Origin of the sequence: Empedobacter sp. UBA5528, assembly GCF_002426075.1 — a bacterium.
Taxonomy (GTDB): Bacteria; Bacteroidota; Bacteroidia; order Flavobacteriales; family Weeksellaceae; genus Empedobacter; species Empedobacter falsenii_B.
This window is the reverse complement of the sequence record NZ_DINY01000053.1, coordinates 1-19852: the sequence shown is the minus strand read 5'-3', so window position 1 is coordinate 19852 and position 19852 is coordinate 1. Positions and strand designations below refer to the sequence as shown.

General features: G+C 31.6%; 14 protein-coding genes and 2 pseudogenes. 8 read left to right on the top strand and 8 right to left on the bottom strand.

All coding sequences use genetic code 11. The annotated features are described in order from the left end of the window. The 5 genes and pseudogenes from B4L98_RS14760 to B4L98_RS11765 form a co-directional block, all read right to left on the bottom strand. Positions 1-772, bottom strand: a pseudogene (locus B4L98_RS14760) (IS982 family transposase); the annotation flags it as partial. A gap of 506 nt (positions 773-1278) precedes the next feature. Beyond that, positions 1279-2220, bottom strand: coding sequence for a YihY/virulence factor BrkB family protein (locus tag B4L98_RS11780; RefSeq protein WP_038337079.1), 942 nt, complete (start codon positions 2218-2220; stop codon positions 1279-1281). A gap of 103 nt (positions 2221-2323) precedes the next feature. Then, complete coding sequence (locus B4L98_RS11775; protein ID WP_125349668.1) at positions 2324-3928, bottom strand: pyruvate dehydrogenase complex dihydrolipoamide acetyltransferase; 1605 nt, start codon at positions 3926-3928, stop codon at positions 2324-2326. Positions 3929-3933: 5 nt separating this feature from the next. Further along, positions 3934-4938 (bottom strand): pyruvate dehydrogenase (acetyl-transferring) E1 component subunit alpha, encoded by a 1005-nt coding sequence (gene pdhA, locus B4L98_RS11770; RefSeq protein ID WP_125349669.1) that lies wholly within the window; start codon positions 4936-4938, stop codon positions 3934-3936. 56 nt (positions 4939-4994) lie between these two features. Further along, positions 4995-5468 (bottom strand): cytidine deaminase, encoded by a 474-nt coding sequence (locus tag B4L98_RS11765; RefSeq protein WP_038337075.1) that lies wholly within the window; start codon positions 5466-5468, stop codon positions 4995-4997. Positions 5469-5575: 107 nt separating this feature from the next. On the opposite strand from B4L98_RS11765, the pseudogene B4L98_RS11760 reads away from it, so the two are divergent. Next, positions 5576-7109 (top strand): annotated as a pseudogene (locus B4L98_RS11760) (YifB family Mg chelatase-like AAA ATPase). 79 nt (positions 7110-7188) lie between these two features. On the opposite strand, the gene B4L98_RS11755 reads toward B4L98_RS11760, so the two are convergent. Beyond that, complete coding sequence (locus B4L98_RS11755) at positions 7189-10122, bottom strand: VIT domain-containing protein (protein WP_291058682.1); 2934 nt, start codon at positions 10120-10122, stop codon at positions 7189-7191. A gap of 205 nt (positions 10123-10327) precedes the next feature. Between B4L98_RS11755 and B4L98_RS11750 the strand changes: the two genes are divergently transcribed. Further along, the gene (locus B4L98_RS11750) at positions 10328-10501 is read left to right on the top strand and encodes a hypothetical protein (RefSeq protein WP_180905924.1); all 174 of its coding nucleotides are present in this window, start codon (positions 10328-10330) and stop codon (positions 10499-10501) included. Between the two features lie 68 nt (positions 10502-10569). On the opposite strand, the gene B4L98_RS11745 is transcribed toward B4L98_RS11750, so the two are convergent. Beyond that, the gene (locus B4L98_RS11745) at positions 10570-11544 is read right to left on the bottom strand and encodes a PhoH family protein (RefSeq protein WP_115001971.1); all 975 of its coding nucleotides are present in this window, start codon (positions 11542-11544) and stop codon (positions 10570-10572) included. A 76-nt stretch (positions 11545-11620) separates the two neighbouring features. On the opposite strand from B4L98_RS11745, the gene B4L98_RS11740 reads away from it, so the two are divergent. The 5 genes from B4L98_RS11740 (at position 11621) to B4L98_RS11720 (ending at position 18301) form a co-directional block, all read left to right on the top strand. Then, positions 11621-12463 (top strand): SAM hydrolase/SAM-dependent halogenase family protein, encoded by an 843-nt coding sequence (locus B4L98_RS11740; protein WP_114999051.1) that lies wholly within the window; start codon positions 11621-11623, stop codon positions 12461-12463. A gap of 40 nt (positions 12464-12503) precedes the next feature. Further along, on the top strand, positions 12504-13049 hold the full coding sequence (locus tag B4L98_RS11735) for a CopD family protein (protein WP_114999049.1): 546 nt from the start codon (positions 12504-12506) through the stop codon (positions 13047-13049). Position 13050: 1 nt separating this feature from the next. Further along, on the top strand, positions 13051-13779 hold the full coding sequence (locus tag B4L98_RS11730) for an ABC transporter permease subunit (protein WP_219034141.1): 729 nt from the start codon (positions 13051-13053) through the stop codon (positions 13777-13779). 4 nt (positions 13780-13783) lie between these two features. Further along, complete coding sequence (gldG, locus tag B4L98_RS11725) at positions 13784-15451, top strand: gliding motility-associated ABC transporter substrate-binding protein GldG (protein WP_291058685.1); 1668 nt, start codon at positions 13784-13786, stop codon at positions 15449-15451. A 237-nt stretch (positions 15452-15688) separates the two neighbouring features. After that, on the top strand, positions 15689-18301 hold the full coding sequence (locus B4L98_RS11720; RefSeq protein WP_286495368.1) for a gliding motility-associated C-terminal domain-containing protein: 2613 nt from the start codon (positions 15689-15691) through the stop codon (positions 18299-18301). Positions 18302-18355: 54 nt separating this feature from the next. Here B4L98_RS11720 and B4L98_RS11715 read toward each other — a convergent pair whose 3' ends face one another. Beyond that, entirely contained in the window at positions 18356-18706 is a 351-nt protein-coding gene (locus B4L98_RS11715; RefSeq protein ID WP_114999046.1) for a 4Fe-4S dicluster domain-containing protein, read from the bottom strand. A 62-nt stretch (positions 18707-18768) separates the two neighbouring features. Between B4L98_RS11715 and B4L98_RS11710 the strand changes: the two genes are divergently transcribed. Further along, the gene (locus B4L98_RS11710; RefSeq protein ID WP_291046787.1) at positions 18769-19830 is read left to right on the top strand and encodes an acyl-CoA reductase; all 1062 of its coding nucleotides are present in this window, start codon (positions 18769-18771) and stop codon (positions 19828-19830) included. Positions 19831-19852 lie beyond the last annotated feature (22 nt).

The following is a 19852-nucleotide window of genomic DNA, read 5'->3' as shown; positions in this document are numbered from 1 at the left end:
GTGCAGTAATTTTAGCTAGAATTCTGGTTTTAAACCCCTCAAAAGTCTTTGCATAATTGCGTATAATCATAAATTAATCACATAGTTGAGAAAAAAAAGTTTCAATTCATTTTTGATATTTTTTGAAGGGACCTTTTCGGTGTTTCTAATTGTATATGAACTTCATTAAATAAATCAATTTGAATTGTTTGTAACAAATAATCTCTATCACCAAGTAGCACTCAATCTGATAGTTGAGATTTTATATCTTTCAAAAAATAAATATCATGAACAGATGCGGGACTAATATCAATACTCTAGAAAACACCTCTTAAAAAACAAACAGCATGAAGTTTATAGCCATAAAAAGACAATTGCTGAGAAGCACTAAAACCTCTATTTGGTGCACAAAACTGATGCTCTTTGCAAAATTTAGAGTGATTAATTCTTGTTATTTCACAAACTTCCAACGGCATAATATCAACGATAAAACAATTTTTAAATTCATTAAATTCTTTCGCTAATTTGAGTCGAATATTATTAATTTGCTCTGATAATCTACGTTTTATACGATCGTAAATACTTCGTTGAATATTACAACTTAGCACTTAAGGGAGATTTCAAAATTAATGATTTTCACTATCAATACCCATAAATTTAGCTGTTAAGACAAGATTTATGAGTTATAAATCAAAAAGTTTAGGTCTTCTACGTTGATAAATTAAAAGTGTATCTGTGGATATTTTCGTAGAACTTATAATATTCTTTCATAATTTGTAAGTAAGTTGTTCATTGTAAATGTTTTGTGCTTAAAACAATTTACTGATTTTCAATCAAATGAACAACTTTATTATTTAGTAATCAAAATGCACAACGGGTAAAACTAATATTTTTAATCATAATTTTGATTTAAGTTTTGTAAAAAATCAGCCATATCCTCAATTCGTAATTGCAGCTTACTCCCTACTTTAAGGCAGGATGAAGGCAACATAGTGGCAGTAGAGTGTATACAATACTTTTTTTGGACGGTTGAAAGTTGACAGCAATTCGTCTAAGTTCCCGATACTAAAATCAGAGATTTTCACTCGAACTGACGAAAAGTACAATTGTTTTTCAAGAGTTTTAATTTTGTTGACAGTTCGAGTTGAAAAAAAATGGTGAATCATTACACTCGAGTTTTGTATTTTCACTGTATGAAATGATTAGGCGGTGAATATTTGCTGAATCAAACAAATAGGCAGCGGCTACTTTTGGGTTATGGGCTCGGGAGAGGTTTCGAGAAGCGAAATAAATTAGTAACTAATCTATACTTTCATAATCTTTTTTATCGAGTTGATAATCAATAAACGATACTTTTCTGAGCTTCGCATTTCGTTTTGGAATAATAGGGTAACCTTTGGCTTCGGCAAATACTTTTGTGAATTTTGCGCCGAAATATAGAATTGTTGCAACATAATAAATCCACAACAAAAGAATAACCAACGAACCTGCCGATCCAAAAATGGTAGAATATTTGGAGTTTGCGATATAAATACCAATTAAATATTTTGCAATAAAGAATAGAATCGCCGTAAAAAACGCTCCTACAAAAGCTTGTTTTGCTTTGATACGTGCATCGGGAAGAATCTTGAAGAGAATATAAAATATCAAAATCGAGATTGAAATACTCAATGTATTATTAAGAAGAATAACTGTGGTCTTCGTCATAATGGTATCGAGTTCGAAAAGACTGAAAATTTCTTCTCCAAAACTCATTAATATACTATTTAATATTACTGTTGCTATTAAAACTATTCCTAATGAAAGGATAATCAAAAATGAAAGCCCTCTATTTATTACAAATTTCAACCAAGCTCTACGAGGAACTGCTTCGACACGCCAAATAAGATTGAGACTATCTTGCATATCGGTGAACATTGTTGTAGAACCAAAAATCAAAATTCCGATACCTATATATAAAGCAAGCGAACTATCTCCTGAAATGGTAGAATTTGTAACAAAATTTTGTACAGCTAAAGCGACATCTGGACCAACAATATTTTTAAGCTCATAAAACATTCGGTTTTCGATAGCATCTTTCTTAAAGAATAAACTTGCACTGGAAATTACAATCAGAATTAATGGTGAAAGTGAAAACAATGCGTAATAAGTTAACGAAGCGCTCAATTTCATAATTCGGTCCTCACCAAATTCAACAATTGTCTGTTTTAAAATATTAAAGTAGAATTTTAGTTGCTTCATTAAATTAATTACTTTAGAGATTAAAGATACAAATTCATAAAATCTATAACAAAAAAAAGACCATTCGATGAATGGTCTTTAAAAAAATATATTAAATCTTAGCTTACACTAACATTGTAACAGGATTTTCGATGTACATTCTTAATGTTTGTAAGAATTGTGCACCTGTTGCTCCGTCTACTGTTCTGTGATCACAAGCTAAAGATAATTTCATTGTGTTACCAACTACAACTTGTCCGTCTTTTACAACTGGTTTTTGAATAATTGAACCAACTGATAGGATACAAGAGTTTGGTTGATTGATAATCGATGTGAATGATTCGATTCCAAACATACCTAAGTTTGAAACAGAGAATGTTGATTTTTCCATTTCATCTGCTTTTAATTTGCGATCTCTTGCACGACCTGCATAATCTTTGACCTCAGCAGAAATTTGAGCAAATGATTTTTGATCTGTATTTTTAACAACAGGAACCAATAAACCATCTTCTACAGCAACTGCCACACCGATATTGATATCTCCATGTTGAATAATTTCTGTATCTGTCCAAGTAGAATTAACAGCTGGATGTTTGCGTAAAGCCATTGCACATGCTTTCACAATCATATCGTTGAATGAAATTTTCGTATCAGGCACTGAGTTTAATTGTTTGCGCGCAGCAATCGCATTATCCATATCCAACTCTACATTTAAGTAATAATGAGGAGCTGTAAATTTAGATTCAGCCAAACGTTTAGCGATAACTTTTCTCATTTGAGAATTTGGAATCACTTTATCTTCTCCAGAAACAAAAGTTTGAGCTGGTTTAACTGATTCAGATTTTGCTTCCGCTTTTGGTTGAGCAGATGGTTGATAATTTTCGATATCTTTTTTCACGATACGTCCATTATCACCAGAACCTTTCACCTCTGCTAAATTAATTCCTTTATCTTTTGCAATTGTTTTTGCTAATGGCGATGCAAAAATACGATCAGAAGAAGAAGTTTCTTCAACCTTATTATTTACATCTAATTGTACAACTACTGGTTTTTCGTCATCAACAACTTCTGTAGAAACTGCTGGTGCAGCAACTTTACCTCCGTTTGCTACAATTGCAGAAACGTCAGTACCAGCTTCACCAATAATTGCTAAAACAGAATCTACTGGTGCAGGCTCGTTCACTTTAGCTCCTTGATATAATAAAACACCATCAAATTCTGATTCGAATTCTTGCACTGCTTTATCTGTTTCAATTTCTGCTAAAATATCACCTTCCGCAACTTGATCTCCAACATTTTTGTGCCAAACAACTACAGTTCCTTCTTCCATTGTATCAGAAAGACGAGGCATTGTAATTACTTCCACATTTGCAGGAATTTCTGCAACAGGTTTTGCTTCTTCTGTTTTTGTTTCGCTGGGAGTTGATTTTTCTTCTTTAACTTCAGTCGTAACTTTTGCTCCACCCCCGATTAAACCTGAAATATCTTCTCCTTCATTTCCGATGATTGCTAAAACTTCATCAACATTTGTTGACACTCCTTCTGCAACACCTTGATATAATAATACTCCATCAAATTCTGATTCGAATTCTTGGATTGCTTTATCTGTTTCGATTTCTGCTAAGATATCACCCTCAGCAATTTTATCTCCTACATTTTTGTGCCATTTTACAACAGTTCCTTCTTCCATTGTATCGCTTAAGCGAGGCATTGTAATAATTTCTGCCATGGTTTTTAGTTGTTTTCGATTTTATCTAAGAATGGATAATTTTCTTCTGAATAGATATAATCATACATTACGTGTTCTTCTGGATAGTTAGAGTTTTCTGCAAATTCTGCACATTCTTCTACCATCACTTTTACTTCATCAATAATTGCATCTAATTGTTCTTTAGTTGCCCAATTGTTTACTAAGATATGATTCTCAACATTCAAGATTGGATCTTCTTGTTTGTACTCTTCCACCTCTTCTTTTGTACGATAAGGCTCAGCATCAGACATAGAGTGACCTCTATAACGATATGTACGTACATCTAAGAAAGTTGGTCCATCTCCACGACGCGCTCTTTCAATAGCTTCGTAAGCTGCTTCTGCAACTTTTACAGGATCCATACCATCTACAGGCATACAAGGCATTTCGTATCCTAAACCTAATTTCCAAATATCTTCGTGGTTAGCAGTACGAGAAACAGAAGTTCCCATAGCGTATTGATTGTTTTCGCAAACAAAAACAACTGGTAATTTCCAGTTCATCGCCATGTTAAATGTTTCATGTAATGTACCTTGACGAGTTGCGCCATCTCCCATTAAACAGATTGTAACACCATCGCGATTAAAGAATTTATCACCAAAAGCGATTCCTGCTCCTAATGGAATTTGCCCACCAACGATTCCGTGTCCACCATAAAAATTATGCTCTTTACTGAAAACGTGCATAGATCCTCCTAAACCATGAGAAGTTCCTGTTTCTTTACCACATAATTCAGCCAAAATACGTTTTGGGTCTACACCCAAAGCCATAGGCCAAACGTGACAACGATAAGCAGTAATCACATGATCTACACCAGGTTTCATTGCATGAATAAAACCGGCTGGTAAAGCTTCTTGACCATTGTATAAATGTAAGAAACCTCTAATTTTTTGCTTTAAATATAATGAACGACACTTATCTTCGAAGCGACGCCAAAAAGTCATATCACGATACCATTGTAGGTACGTTTCTTGCGTTAATTTTTCCATAATTGCACAATTCCGTTGGAACAAATTTAAACTAATCTATTTAGTGTACAAAATTGCTACCCTAAAAATTCGTCAGTAAAATGTAATGGAAGCAAATCTTTAGCAGAATTTATCACCAAAACATCACCTTCTTTTCCAGATAAAATAATTTCGATTGGTTGCGATTGTTTCTTTTCGATCTCTAAAATATATTGTCGACACATCCCGCATGGAGGCAATGGATAATTGACATTTGGCGTAGAAACAGCCAATTTTTCAATCTTAATATTTGGGAAGTTTGCATTTACATAAGCCAATAAACCTCTTTCGGCACAAGTTCCGACTGGATACGAAGCATTTTCTTGATTTGAACTCGAAAAAATTTCTCCATTTTCTAATTGAACAGATGCACCAACATTGAAATTAGAATAAGGCGCATATGCATTCAACGAAATATCATAAGCCTCTTCTACTACTTTTTTTTGTTCTGCTGCAAGCTCAGATTTACTCTCGAATCGTTCAAATTCAAAAGAATATTTTTCTTTTTTCATATAGAATTTACACCAAAGTGTATTATTTAATTAATTATTAAATACTTAAATCCTCTCAGCTATTTTATTCAATAGAAAAAGGAAGTAAATTTATAAAAAAATATTTTATGTTAGTGAAAATTTTTGCAAGTGCTATTTTCGGAGTTTCCGCAAAAACAATTATTGTGGAAGTTAATATTGATCAAGGTGTCGGGTATCATTTGGTTGGTTTGCCCGATAGCGCAATAAAAGAAAGTAATTTTAGGATAAATGCTGCACTAAAAAATTCTAATTTGAAATTACCTGGTAAAAAAATCACGATTAATATGGCGCCAGCAGATTTACAAAAAGAAGGTTCTGCCTATGATTTACCAATCGCAATTGGAATTTTAGCAGCTTCGGAGCAAGTAAATTCTGAACAACTCCATAAATTTATAATGATGGGCGAATTATCGCTAGATGGTTCACTTCGACCTATAAAAGGTGCATTGCCGATTGCAATACAAGCAAAAGAAGAAGGTTTCGAAGGAATTATTTTACCCAAACAAAATGCAGACGAAGCAGCTGTTGTAGAAGGAATCGATGTTTTTGCGGTTAATAACATCAGAGAAGTTGTTGATTATTTTAACGAAGAAATCATTTTACAACCTCATCAAGTTAATTTAGATGATTATTTTTTTAGTGAAATGAATAATTATCCTTTCGATTTTGCTGATGTAAAAGGTCAAGAAAATGTAAAACGTGCGATGGAAATCGCTGCTGCAGGAGGACATAACATTATTTTGATCGGTCCTCCAGGAAGTGGAAAAACAATGTTAGCCAAACGAATTGCTTCAATTCTTCCGAAAATGACCGTACAAGAAGCGCTCGAAACAACAAAAATTCATAGCGTTGCTGGAAAATTATCTAACAAATCATTAATTGTAAGTCGTCCTTTTTCTAGTCCACATCATTCTATATCGGATGTCGCCTTAGTCGGCGGTGGTTCTTATCCACAACCTGGAGAAATTTCTTTGGCGCATAATGGTGTTTTGTTTTTGGATGAATTACCCGAATTTAAGCGAACTGTTTTAGAAGTTATGCGTCAACCTTTGGAAGATCGAGAAGTCACAATTTCGAGGGCAAAATTCACTGTGAATTATCCTGCGAGTTTTATGTTAGTAGCTTCTATGAATCCAAGTCCGAGCGGTTATTTTATGGATGATCCAAACAACACTTCCTCTTTAGCGGAAATGCAACGTTATATGAATAAAATTTCTGGACCACTTTTGGACCGAATTGATTTACATATCGAAGTGAATCCTGTTCCGTTTGATGATTTGTCGCAAGAACGTCGTGGCGAAAAAAGTGCTGTGATTCGTGAACGTGTNNCGTGTCATTAATGCAAGAAATATCCAGACCAAACGATTTGAAAATACAAAAGTCCATTACAACTCGCAAATGGGACCAAAAGAGTTGGATACTTTTTGTGATTTAGATGATCATTCGAAGCATTTAATCAAAGTTGTTATGGAAAAATTAAATCTTTCTGCTCGTGCGTATGATCGAATTATTAGGGTTGGACGAACAATTGCAGATTTAGATAATTCTGAAACTATTCTTTCAAAACATATTAGTGAAGCTATTCAGTATAGAAGTTTGGATCGAAATCAGTGGATGTGAGTTTAATTATTAATGATGAATGATGAATTATGCGTTATGCAAAAAAAAGGAATCTCTTTCAAGATTCCTTTTCCATTTACTAAAATTCAAATTCACCAACCAAAATTCCTTCGCCGCCAGAATTTGGCTTGTTATTCTGGAAAGTAATCATTTTCTTCACTTGTTTTCCTGAGCTATACATCAAGTAAATCTCTGCCGAAATAGTTGTTGGCCCTGAAATACTCATTTGTCTTTCTCCGAAAAAATTCGTTTCTATTTTATATTTTCCTTTGATCGCTTTTTTTAACATAAATTGTTCTGGTCCGAAACCTTGCGTCACATCCTCACTCATTCGTCCACCAATCGCAGTTGTACGATGTCCGTAAAAACATTTCTCGCCATTTGGATCCGTCACCCACAAATCAATATCGGTCATATCTTTATTCCAATTCATCACCACACGAATATCAACCGGAATATCAACAATGATATCTTTATTAATTTTCGATAAATTCAATTCTTTTCGATGAAGCGAAATCAAATTATTAACTTCAGGAACAATAATCTCCGTAATATCTCGATCACGATTGGCAATTTCTACTGAATAATCATTCGTTAATACTTTATACAGATATTCTAAAGCCGATTGATATTGCTCATTGTCTTGTAACGCCAAGGCATAATCACGATAACTTTGTGCATCAAAAGGTCGCCAATCCAAGACTTTTTTTGTGATAAATAATTCGGTTTGATATTCTTCAATTTCTTTCAATTTGTATGCTAACATTTTATACAATTCTGCATCTTCTAAACCTAGATCTGCAATCGAGCTTAAAATTTTAAGACCAGTTTCTTTTTCTTTTTTCTGAAAGAAAAATGTTGCCACATCAAAATAATAAGCAGGCGTTTCGGCATAATCTTTTCTCAAATCTAAATAAGTTTGATATGGATTTTTAGACGCTTCTATCAACTTCATGTATTCTTTATCCGATTTTACATTGACTATTTTAATTTCCGGAACCGAAGCAGATGTTTCATCCTTCATTTTTTTATCTGCAACAAAATTAGCCGAAGCATAACCTAAACTTCTCGATTCTCTTCTCACTCCATTTGCTGTAACTACCATAGCTTGTTCTGCACTAGATTCCATCTCCATTACAGCTGTTGTTCTAGGCTCTGGCATTACCATATTCACTTGTACAGTCTCTTCTAAATAAGTTGTAGAATCCCCAACAGGTTTTGGATATTTTGGTTTTATATATTTAAAATCTTTCTTCCACCATTCTTTCAATTCCTTTGCTTTCGCAATTGCATTTTTCAACAAATCAGCTTTTCGAGTTTCATTTTGTTCAAAACCTTGTTTCGATAATTTATTAAATTCACTTTGCAATTCCGCTGGTGGATTGATTTTATACTTTACATAATCCGAAACATTTTCCAAAACAATCAAACTTGTGTTCGACGTTACAATCGAAAATTGTTTTCCAATTTCTTCAATTTCTGTTTTATATTGTTCTAGATTCAGTTCTAAATAATTCACTTTACTTTGCGCCCAAATTTTACTAATTTCAAGATTTTGAGTTGCTTTACTCAAATCCAATTCTTTATTGAATTCCACTTTTCCGTTTCGTCCAAACATCATCATTAATTTTGCATTTGGATATTGAGAAATTCCCGAAATCGAAATTCCATTGTTCACATCATTTGTCGAAATTGGGTAAACTTCTCCCGCTGTATTATTGATAATTCCTAAGAATTGAACCGAACTTTCGTTGATTTGTTTGAACGCATTTTCTACAGAATTTTCATTTAGATTGATAAATTTTCCTCCAACTTTTTGCGCAATCATTTTCAAAACGCCATAATTAGAAGTCGGCGAAGATGCAATTGTATAAAAAGGTTTATCTATATTAAAAATATTCGAGCCAAAAGACGAAATTCCATCCGAAAACAATAAATATTCGTCTGCTTTCAGACTTGCTGGAAGAATTTTCGCATAATTTGTTCCTCCATCATATGTCACATTTTCCAAATATTTTTTCAATTCTGACCAATCACCATTTTTAATTTGAAAAAATCTCGATTTTTCCAAAGAAAAATTCAATAACGAAACTTCAATATTTAGATTTTTTTGTTGAGAAATAATTTTATCTAAAAATTCTAACTCTTTTTGATGATTTCGTTTCAAACCACTCAACGAATTATCCCAGATAATTCCAATATTTTTTGACCAAACTTTTGGTTGAGATTTTGCATCAACCAATAAATTCGCATAAAAATAAACCGAACCATCTACATTTTTCTGAACAAAAGATTCTACATTATTCGGCGATTTCGGAAGATTAATAATCAATGATTTTTTAGGTGTAAAATCTGTTTTCGACAAATTTGCTTCATATATATTACTATTTTCCGAAAAATTGAACGAACCATCTGGCGTTTCAATCAATTGTGGTTTTCCAGCAGCATTGTACACTTTTGTTGTCAAATTAAACTTCGCAATTTTTTTCGAAGAATCTAACGGCAAATGATATTGATACGACGATTTATCCAATTTTAATTCTTGGTAATACGATAACTGAATCGTACGTGAACCTTTTGCTGGAATCGGAGAAATACGAGTTCGAAAATTATTTCCTTCTACTTTTTCGATGATTCCAGGGTCGATATTTTGCTTCTGAATACTTTCGAAAACCTCAACCGCACGCACTTTTGTAACAGGAACTGCATTTCGCAATTTTCCATTAATATCAATTGCATATCCACTAACAGTCGTGTTTTCGGGCAAAGGGAAAACTAAATTCCCTTCAAGATTTCGACTTGATGAATTTGTAAAAACTAAAGTTGTTGTCGTTTTGGCCAAATTTCCAAAAATCTCAACTTGCACATCCATCGATTGCAAACTCACAGAATTTTCGTCTGGGCGTTCACCAATTTCGATACGCGGAAATCCGATTCGAATATCTTGCGCATTTATTTTTGTAGAAAAAAACATTCCAACAAAAACAAAGAAAAAAGAAAATAACTTTTTCATATTGTTTGATTTGTAAGTTAGATGCAACAAATTACAAAAAGGTTGGTTGATGTGAAAAAGTTTTAAGTGTTGAGTTGTTAGTTATAAGTTTATTTCAGATTTCCCCTTTTGTCAGAATCACATTTACTTGATTTTAGAATTGAATATTTTTTACAAAAATTAGAAATAAATCATTATATTTGATTGAATTACAATTTATAATAAAATGAAAAACATATTATATATAACGGGATTAGTTTTAATATTAACTTCAATTTTATTAATCTTAGAATTTTCTGATTCTAATAGAATGAGCTTAATTGCAGGAATGATTTTGCCAATAGGATTAGCGTTTAACATTTTAGGTTTTACTTTAAAAACTAATCCACTAAAAGAATAAATTTAATATTCTGCCATAAATATTAAATCGAAAAGCCAATTGCTCTTAGAAACAATTGGCTTTTTGATTTACTTTTTTATATCTATTTTCTCTCGCTCTTTATCTTCACTCACTTTGTAAGCTTTCAAGACTTCGCGAACAATCTTGTGTCGAACAACATCTTTATCATCCAAATAAATAAATCCGATATCTTTTACATCTTTCAATATATTAATCGCTTCACGTAAACCAGATTTTTGTTTTGGTGGTAAATCGACCTGACCAGGATCTCCTGTGATAATAAATTTAGAATTTTTTCCCATACGCGTCAAAAACATTTTCATCTGGGCATACGTTGTATTTTGTGCTTCATCAAGAATTACAAAAGCTCCGTCCAACGTTCGACCACGCATAAATGCTAAAGGCGCAACTTCTATCACTCCTTTTTCTGTATAAGACGAAAGCTTCTCGAACGGAATCATATCTTTCAACGCATCGTACAAAGGTTGTAAATATGGATCTAATTTATCTTTCATATCACCTGGTAAAAAACCTAAATTTTCTCCAGCTTCTACAGCAGGACGCGTCATAATAATTCGGCGAACTTCTTTGTTCTTCAACGCTTGTACCGCCAATGCAACAGCCGTATAGGTTTTTCCCGTACCAGCAGGTCCAATTGCAAAGACCATATCTTTGTTGTAAACAGTTTGTACCAGCTTTTGTTGATTAGGCGTTTGAGGTTTGATGATTTTACCATTTACACCGTGTACAATAATTTCGTCTTCTTTTTTTATTTGAAGCATTTCATTATTATCTTCGGTCATAATGATTTCGAGTTCGCGATCAGATAGTCGATTGTATTTGTGAATATGCTGAATTACTCGTTGCATTTTTTGGTCAAATACTTTCAGAACATCTTCATTTCCAAATACTGTTAACTCTCTTCCGCGAGCAACAATCTTTAATTTTGGATAATATTCTTTGATTCTTTTTAGATGTTCATTATTAGCACCATAAAAATCTTGAGCATTAATTTCGGCTAATTCAATATTAATTTCTGTCAAATGAGATTGTTTTTTTGGTTCACTTACACAAAAATAAAGAATAATAAACAATATATTTGCTAATTATTAGAGAATAGTGGCAATTATTACATTAACATCGGATTTTGGAGTCAAAGATTACTTTGTTTCTAGCGTTAAAGGCGCAATTCTAAAAGAATTGGCCGATGTTACAATTGTAGATATTTCGCATCATGTTAATCCCTATGATTTATCTGAAGCTGCCTATATCATTCGTAATTCTTACGAAGAATTTCCCGACGGAACTATACATATTATTGGAATTAATGCCTTAAGTACGCCTTATCAGAAGCCGATTTGTGCATTAATCAATCATCATTATTTTATTTGTGCAGATAATGGAATTTTATCCTTGATTTGCCAAAAAAATCAACCAGAAGAAATTTACGAAATCACTGCTTATCCAGAAGGAATAGACAGTTTATTTCCAATGAAAAATTGTTTTGTACCAGTTGCATGTCACTTGGCGCGCGGCGGAGTTCCTGCTCTTTTAGGGAACAAACGTACCGAAATGAAGCAATTGAATGAGTTGAAACCAATTTATCGTGATGATAAATATATCATAGGAAATGTGATTTATATTGATCATTTTGGAAATGTTGTGAGTAATATTTCGAAAGATTTTTTCGATGAAATTGCACAAGACAGAAAATATAAAATTTTGCTTCGTCAGAAAGATTTCTCGATGACCGATATTACTGTTATTTATGAGCATTACAACGAAGTTGTACAAGATTTTAACAAAGAAGTGCAAGCTTTTGGACGAACATTGTGTTTGTTTAATTCGGCAGGATTTTTAGAAGTTACTTTATACAAGAGTAATCCAACAATATCAGGAGGTGCAAATCAGTTAATGGGATTAAAGAAAAACGATACAATTACAATTGAATTTGAAAATTAACGCTGAGAAAATTTAGTATTAGAGAGTTTACAATAACTATATGACTTATAATTATTTAATATACAAAGCAATACACGTTATCTTCGTGGTAAGTTACTTTGCTGGTTTATTTTACATTGTTCGTTTGATGATTTATCATACAGAAACGCAACAAATGGAAGAACCAAAAAAATCAATTTTGCAGGATCAATATACCTACATGGAGAAAAAATTATGGAATGTAATTACCGCTCCTGCTTTGGTTATTTTGATTACAATGGGATTGAATATGCTTTACAAAAATCAAGGTTTATTACAAATGCCGTGGATGAAAAGTAAATTAGGAATGATAAGTGTTTTATTAATTTATCATTTTTGGTGCTGGCGAACGTTGAAACAAATCCAAAATAAAGTTTTCAAATACACTTCTGTTCAATTGCGAATGATGAACGAATTGGCGACTATTTTATTATTTGTTATCGTGTTTGCTGTGATTCAAAAAACAGATTTTGGTCAAAATTGGTATTGGTCGATTGTCAGTTTCTTTGGTTGTGGTATACTACTTATGCTTATTGTGCGTTTAATTAATCGTAATAATAAAAAATAACATGTGGACAATCTTCAAAAAAGAGTTTTCCAATTTTTATTTAGGCTTCAACGCTTATTTAGCAACCGCAACATTTGTTATCGTTTCGGTTTTGTTCCTTTGGTTTTTTGATAACGAATTCAATGTTTTCAATACTGGAAATGCTTCTTTAAGTAGTTTTTTCTTTGTTGGACCTTGGATTTTTCTATTCATGATTCCAGCTTTAACGATGAAATTAATCGCAGAAGAGCAAGCAAACGGAACACTATTGTGGTTATTCACACTACCTATAAAAAATAACCAAATTATTTGGGGCAAATATTTAGCAGTCGTTTCAGTTGTTGTTTTTTGTTTACTTTCAACTTTCTTGTTCACTATTACGTTGCAAGAATTTTTGATGCCCGAACAAGAATTAGATTACGGAACAATTTTTTCTGGTTATTTAGGACTTTTCTTTCTAGGAAGTTTATTCGCCGCAATTGGTTTATTTACTTCATCTATTACCAAAAATCAAGTAATGGCTTATGTTTTGGCGGTTTTCTTTTGCTTCATTATTTTTTATGGATTCGAAAGTTTAGCGTCATATAATTTACTTGGTTCGATGGATTTCTATGTTCAAAAAATTGGAAGTTTTACACATTACAACCAGTTTTTGAAAGGAATTATTGACACACGAGATTTACTTTACTTTTTGATTTTGATTGGAATCTTGAATCAAATTTCAATTGTTAATCTTGAAAATAAAAAATAGTGCCATGAAAAAATTAAACAAAAAACATCTAATTACTTTCATCGCATTTATCGCGCTTTTTATCATTGCTCAATTTTTTTATACGCGAATTGACATGACAAAAGACAAACGTTTTACGTTAACTTCTACAACCGAAAAGTTAGTAGAAAATGTAAAACAACCGCTTAAAATTGAAATTCTTTTGGGTGGAGATTTAACAGGTGATTACAGAATTTTGAAGAACGAAATTCAATTTTTATTAGACGAACTTCGCGAAAAAAATAGTAATATTTCTTATTCTTTTGTTGATCCTGTAGATTTAGGACAAGCCGAATTAGAGCAAAATAAATTAGCTCCAGTTCCAATTAAAACAGACAAAGGAATTTTGAATGTTTATCCGTATGCAAAATTAACTTACGGTGACAAATCGACTTATATGGAGGTTTTAGTGAATGACCCTTCTACTCCATTTGAAAAATTAGCATTAGCATCTACTGAAAAATTAGAATATTTATTTGCCGAAAAAATTCAGAAAGCAACCAATTTTGAGCGCAAGCGTATTGGTTTCATTGTTCATCATGACGAATTACCTGAAGCAAATATTCAAGGGTTAGGCTCTGCTTTGTCAGAAAAATATGATGTGGAGATTTATCTAAATCCAATTGCAAACAAATCGTTTTCTTTACAGCCTTCTGATTTCGATAGTTTGAAACGTTTTGATGCCTTGATTGTAGCAAAACCTACATTACCTTTTTCTGATATGGATAAATTGGTTTTGGATCAATATATCATGAATGGAGGAAAAATGATGATGGCTGTTGAAACTGTGGATGCTGAAATGGACTCTATTTTCCGAAGTGGAAAAATCGTTGCTTTTCCAAGAGATTTAAAGTTAAATGATTTCTTATTCAATTATGGTGTTCGTATTCATCCGGCTGTTATAAAAGATATGAATGGTGCACAAATTGTTTTGGCAGATGGCGAAACAGCAGGAAATACAAGTTACAATTATTACAATTGGCCTTATTTTGAGTTAGGAATTAAAGGAGAAGAAAACCCAATTACAAGTTCCATAGATCCTGTTTTATTTCAATTTGCGAATCCGATCGAATTACTGAAAAATCCAAATATCAAACAAACTGTTTTATTAAGTTCTTCTGAACAATCAAGTTTGAAACCTGCTTTAAATTATATTCAATTAAATGAAGTCGAAATCGAGAATCCTGAAGAATATAAAATGGGTAAAATTCCGATGGCAGTTTTGTTAGAAGGTAATTTCAATTCGGCTTATGCTTCGCGTTACGAACGTAAAGAATTTCCGAATTTCAAGCCAAAAACTACCGATGGTAAAATGATTGTCATTTCGGACGGAGATGTTTTAAAAAATGCTTTATGGAGAGGAATTCCAATGCAATTAGGAGAAAATAAATTTTCGGTTCGTCCAGATAATCCAGATGGAAAACCGAAAACATACGCCAACCAAACATTTATAATGAATGCAATGGATTATTTATTAGGTGATACTGATTTCTTGGCTTTACGCAATCGTAAATTAGAAATTCCGTTGTTAAGTGAAACAACTGTTTTACAAGAAAAATCTACGTGGCAAATGATGAATTTACTTGTTCCAACTGCAATTATTGGTTTGTTTGCTGGAATTGGTTTTTGGATTAGAAAGAAAAGATATTCTTAAAAAAACGAATTTCGAAGCTCGAGTTTAGAAATTAATAAAATGCAATAGGGATTGAAGTGGAAATCCTTTTTTGATAACTAAACGAAGTCGAAGTTTGAGAAAAAGATTGCAACGAAAAGCCCGCCCGAAGGGATTGCCCAAAATTAAAAAAACCTCAAGTAAATAACTTGAGTTTTTTTTAGTTTTAAATAAAAGAATTACCTATTTTTAATTCACACTAATATGAATTAAAATTTAATGAACAATCTATATAAATTTATTTTAACCTTATTACTAACCTTTACAATTCCTATTTTATTATATAGTCAAATTCACGTAAAAGAAACTTCTACTGGAAATGGCTCTGGAGCTAATTGGAATAATGCTATCTCATATGAAAATTTAACTAATAACATAAATTCAATAACTAATAGAAATACAAACATTTCAATAAAATTATATCAAGGTAATTTCTCTGCTAGGAATGTTATTGATTTTCGCGGTTTTTTTAAAGTTGAAATAACAGGTGGTTATATATATGAAATTGATCCAGAAACAGGTGGTTGGTTAGAAAGAACTGGTAATGAAACAACATCGGTTATTAATGGTCAAAATGCAACAAAGCTGTTTAAGTTTGAAAATAATTTAGAAGTAACATTAAAAAATTTCACTTCTAAAAATGCTAATTCTACATCATTAACAGAAAAAGGTTCTTCTGCTTCTTTTATTAATTCTCCTAATCTAACATTGAATTTAGAAAATATTATTTTTGCAGAAAACAATTTATCTAATACAAGCTCAGTTTATATAAATAATATAAATGAAATAAAAACCGATTTTGTCCAATTTAATGACAACAGGGCTATAAACAATTCTACAAATAATGGTAGTGCTTTTTATATAGAAAATGTAAATAAAGTAACTTTAGAAAATACCACTTTTAAAAATAATTCTTCATCTTCAAATGGTGCTGCTTTATATTTGAAAAATCTTGATAATGTAAAAATTGAACAAATTGTTGGTAATAATACTTCGAGTACTGATGTTTATAATTTTGAAAATAATATAAGTTTAGAAAATGGTGGAGCTATCTATAATAATAATAGTAATCTAACTTTAACTGCTATTTATTTCAAAGAAAATGAAAGTAGAAAAAATGGTGGAGCTATTTATAGCACACCAAACTCTAAAAACTATCTAAATAGAATTCATTTCATTGGAAATAAAGCAATAATTGGTGGAGCTATTTATAATGAAAGTAATTCAGATTTTAAAATTATTAGCTCTTTATTCTATAATAACAGAGCGTCTAATTATGCTGGTGCTATATTTAACAAAAAAAATCTTCTGATTACTAATGCAACTATTGTAAATAATTCTAACTCTGCTATCGTATATGCTCAAAATTCTAAAAATATCATCTATAATAGTATTTTCTATATAAATGGGAGAACAGGCAACTTAAATAAAGACATTTCTTCTGAAATATTAAATGATAATTCAGCTACAAATGATATCCAAAATAATATTGTAGAGGATTACTCTACCGCAAATAACATTAGAGGAAATCCTAAATTTGTAAATGACAATTCTGATTTTACTCTACAAATTTCTAGTCCAGCTTTCAATACAGGAAGTGAACGTTTATTTCAACAAATCGCAGGAGGTGCTACTTCTCTTTTTCATGATATTGACAAAAGAAATAGATATTATGGATTATCTGTAGATATGGGTGCTTATGAATTAACTTTTGATATCAATACACTTTTTCCTGATTGTCCAAATATTATATCTCCATATGATAATGAAGAAAATGTTATTTTGAAACCTAGTCTTAAATGGGAAAAAATAAATAATGCTAATCAATATAATTTAATAATTCAAGAAGATAATCAGAGTGATCCAACAATTCAAACTGATGTTTTAGATAATTCCACACCAAGCAATAATACTATTACATTTTCTCAAATAGCAAACGATTTAACACCCAACACTTGGTATAATGTAAAAATACACCCAGAAAATACATTAATAGGAATGAAACGTGAAACTTGTCCTGTTTTTAGATTTAAAACAATGGATGTACCTACCATTCCAAATTGTACAACAGCAACATTACCTGCAAATGGAGAATCAAATGTTTCATTAAATCCGACAATTAAATGGAATAAAATCGCAAATGCCACTTCCTATCAATTAATCATTGGAACATCCCAAAATGGAAATGATATTTTGGAAATAAATTTAGGTAACGTTGATACATATACTATTTCTACTTCATTATCTTATAATATGACTTATTATGTAAGAGTAATAGCAATTAATAATATTGGTCCTGCAATATCTTGTTCTAATATTTCATTTACTACTTTACTACCTCCTGATCCGTGTGAAAAAGTTAAACTATCATTAAAAATTACAAAAAATGAAGTTACAGTAAATGTTACTAATGCTAATCAACCTATTAAATACCGAATAGATAATGGACAATGGACGACATCCAACACATTTACTGATGTTTCTAAAGGCTTACATAAAATCGAAATACAAACTGCTGAAGGTTGTATTAAAGAGATATTATTTGAAATCCCCAATTTTTATAATTTCATCTCGCCAAACAATGATGGAAAAAATGACGAAATTGATTTTTCATTCCTTAAATTAAAAGAAAAATCTTCTGTTTTAATCGTTGATCGTTTCGGAAAAACTGTATTCAAAGACAATGGAGAAAATAATTTTATTTGGAAAGGAAAACAAGCCAACGGAATGAACTTACCAACAGATACTTATTGGTATTATTTAGAATGGAATGAACTAAATTCTGAAACAAAAAACAAATTACAAGGCTGGATTTTACTCAAAAATAAATAACAAAAAAAACCTCTCAAATTCTGAGAGGTTTTTATATGTAAAGTTGTGACGATTTTACTCTAAGTGCATAAACGCTTTTTTACTCAAAAGGCGCTCCTCGCTTTCTACGTGGTTATCATCAGGCACACAACAATCCACCGGACAAACTGCCGCACATTGTGGTTCTTCGTGGAAACCTTTACATTCAGTACATTTATCGGGAACAATGTAATAAACCTCATCACTCACAGGATCTTGCACCGCATCAGCGTCAAAAGTTGCGCCGTCTACGTTTACAATTGTCCCGCTAAGAGAAGTTCCATCAGAATATTTCCAATCTACCGCAGCTTCATAAATCGCGTTATTTGGACATTCTGGCTCACAAGCTCCACAATTTATACATTCATCTGTAATAATTATAGCCATTGTATCTGTTTTTTTATTTCCTACATTTGCAACTACAAAATTACATTTAATTTTCAGAAAAAATGACATTTGAACAAAGGATTTCAGCATTTAACGAATTGGGGCAGTTTTTTAATTTTATTATAAATAATGATTCAATTAAAGACGCGGAACTGACAGAAAAATTCGTAAATTGGAAAGAAGAAGCTGAATATGCGGTGAGCGATGCAGAAGCCTACAACAATTGGTTTACAAAAGATAATATTACGTTAGCCTTGAAAAGTTGGGCAGAAGCTTTAACGGAAGAAAATTTATTGGCTTGGACGAAAGATTATCCATTTGCTGAAACATCAAAAAATGTTGGAATTATCATGGCAGGAAATTTACCTTTGGTTGGTTTTCATGATTTGCTTTCTGTTGTTATTTCTGGAAATAATGCCTTGATTAAAACTTCGTCTAAAGATGATAAATTAATCAAATTAGCGATAAAATATTTGTATTCGATTGATGAAAATTTCAAATTGATTATTCAAACTGTTGAACAATTAGAAAATTATGATGCAGTTATTGCAACTGGAAGCAATAACACAGCACGCTATTTTGAGCAATATTTTGGTAAAGTTCCTAACATTATTCGTAAAAATAGAACTTCGGTTGCTGTATTAAATGGTTCGGAAACTGATGAAGAGTTGAAAAAATTGGGTAACGACTTATTTATTTATTTTGGATTAGGTTGCCGAAATGTAACGAAACTTTATGTAAAAGATAAAGCCCAATTACCAAAAATATTCGAAGCTATTTTTTCATGGGGCGATGTGATTAATCATCCTAAATACGCAAATAATTACGATTATAATCGTGCAATATTTTTATTAGGAAAAGATGAGTTTTTAGACAATAATTTTGTTCTAATGAAAAAAGATACAGCTTTACATTCTCCAATTGCAGTTGTAAATTTTGAAGTTTATAAAGATATAAATGATGTTAAAAATTATTTGATCGAAAATGAAGATCAAATACAATGTGTGGTTGGAAATGACATGAAAGATAATCCGAATTATGTTGAATTTGGGCAAACTCAATTTCCTAAATTAACTGATTACGCCGATAATATTGATACGCTGAAATTTTTGGCGGAGTTATAAATGTTAGATGTTAGATGTTAGA

What these genes read in the sequence shown, in the direction of transcription:
- B4L98_RS11720 (WP_286495368.1), top strand. Translation starts at nt 15,689, where the DNA reads ATGAACAATCTATATAAATTTATTTTAACCTTATTACTAACCTTTACA.
- B4L98_RS11755 (WP_291058682.1), bottom strand. Translation starts at nt 10,122, where the DNA reads ATGAAAAAGTTATTTTCTTTTTTCTTTGTTTTTGTTGGAATGTTTTTT.
- B4L98_RS11710 (WP_291046787.1), top strand. Translation starts at nt 18,769, where the DNA reads ATGACATTTGAACAAAGGATTTCAGCATTTAACGAATTGGGGCAGTTT.
- B4L98_RS11715 (WP_114999046.1), bottom strand. Translation starts at nt 18,706, where the DNA reads ATGGCTATAATTATTACAGATGAATGTATAAATTGTGGAGCTTGTGAG.
- B4L98_RS11780 (WP_038337079.1), bottom strand. Translation starts at nt 2,220, where the DNA reads ATGAAGCAACTAAAATTCTACTTTAATATTTTAAAACAGACAATTGTT.
- B4L98_RS11735 (WP_114999049.1), top strand. Translation starts at nt 12,504, where the DNA reads ATGACTTATAATTATTTAATATACAAAGCAATACACGTTATCTTCGTG.
- B4L98_RS11775 (WP_125349668.1), bottom strand. Translation starts at nt 3,928, where the DNA reads ATGGCAGAAATTATTACAATGCCTCGCTTAAGCGATACAATGGAAGAA.
- B4L98_RS11730 (WP_219034141.1), top strand. Translation starts at nt 13,051, where the DNA reads ATGTGGACAATCTTCAAAAAAGAGTTTTCCAATTTTTATTTAGGCTTC.
- gldG (WP_291058685.1), top strand. Translation starts at nt 13,784, where the DNA reads ATGAAAAAATTAAACAAAAAACATCTAATTACTTTCATCGCATTTATC.
- B4L98_RS11765 (WP_038337075.1), bottom strand. Translation starts at nt 5,468, where the DNA reads ATGAAAAAAGAAAAATATTCTTTTGAATTTGAACGATTCGAGAGTAAA.
- B4L98_RS11750 (WP_180905924.1), top strand. Translation starts at nt 10,328, where the DNA reads ATGAAAAACATATTATATATAACGGGATTAGTTTTAATATTAACTTCA.
- pdhA (WP_125349669.1), bottom strand. Translation starts at nt 4,938, where the DNA reads ATGGAAAAATTAACGCAAGAAACGTACCTACAATGGTATCGTGATATG.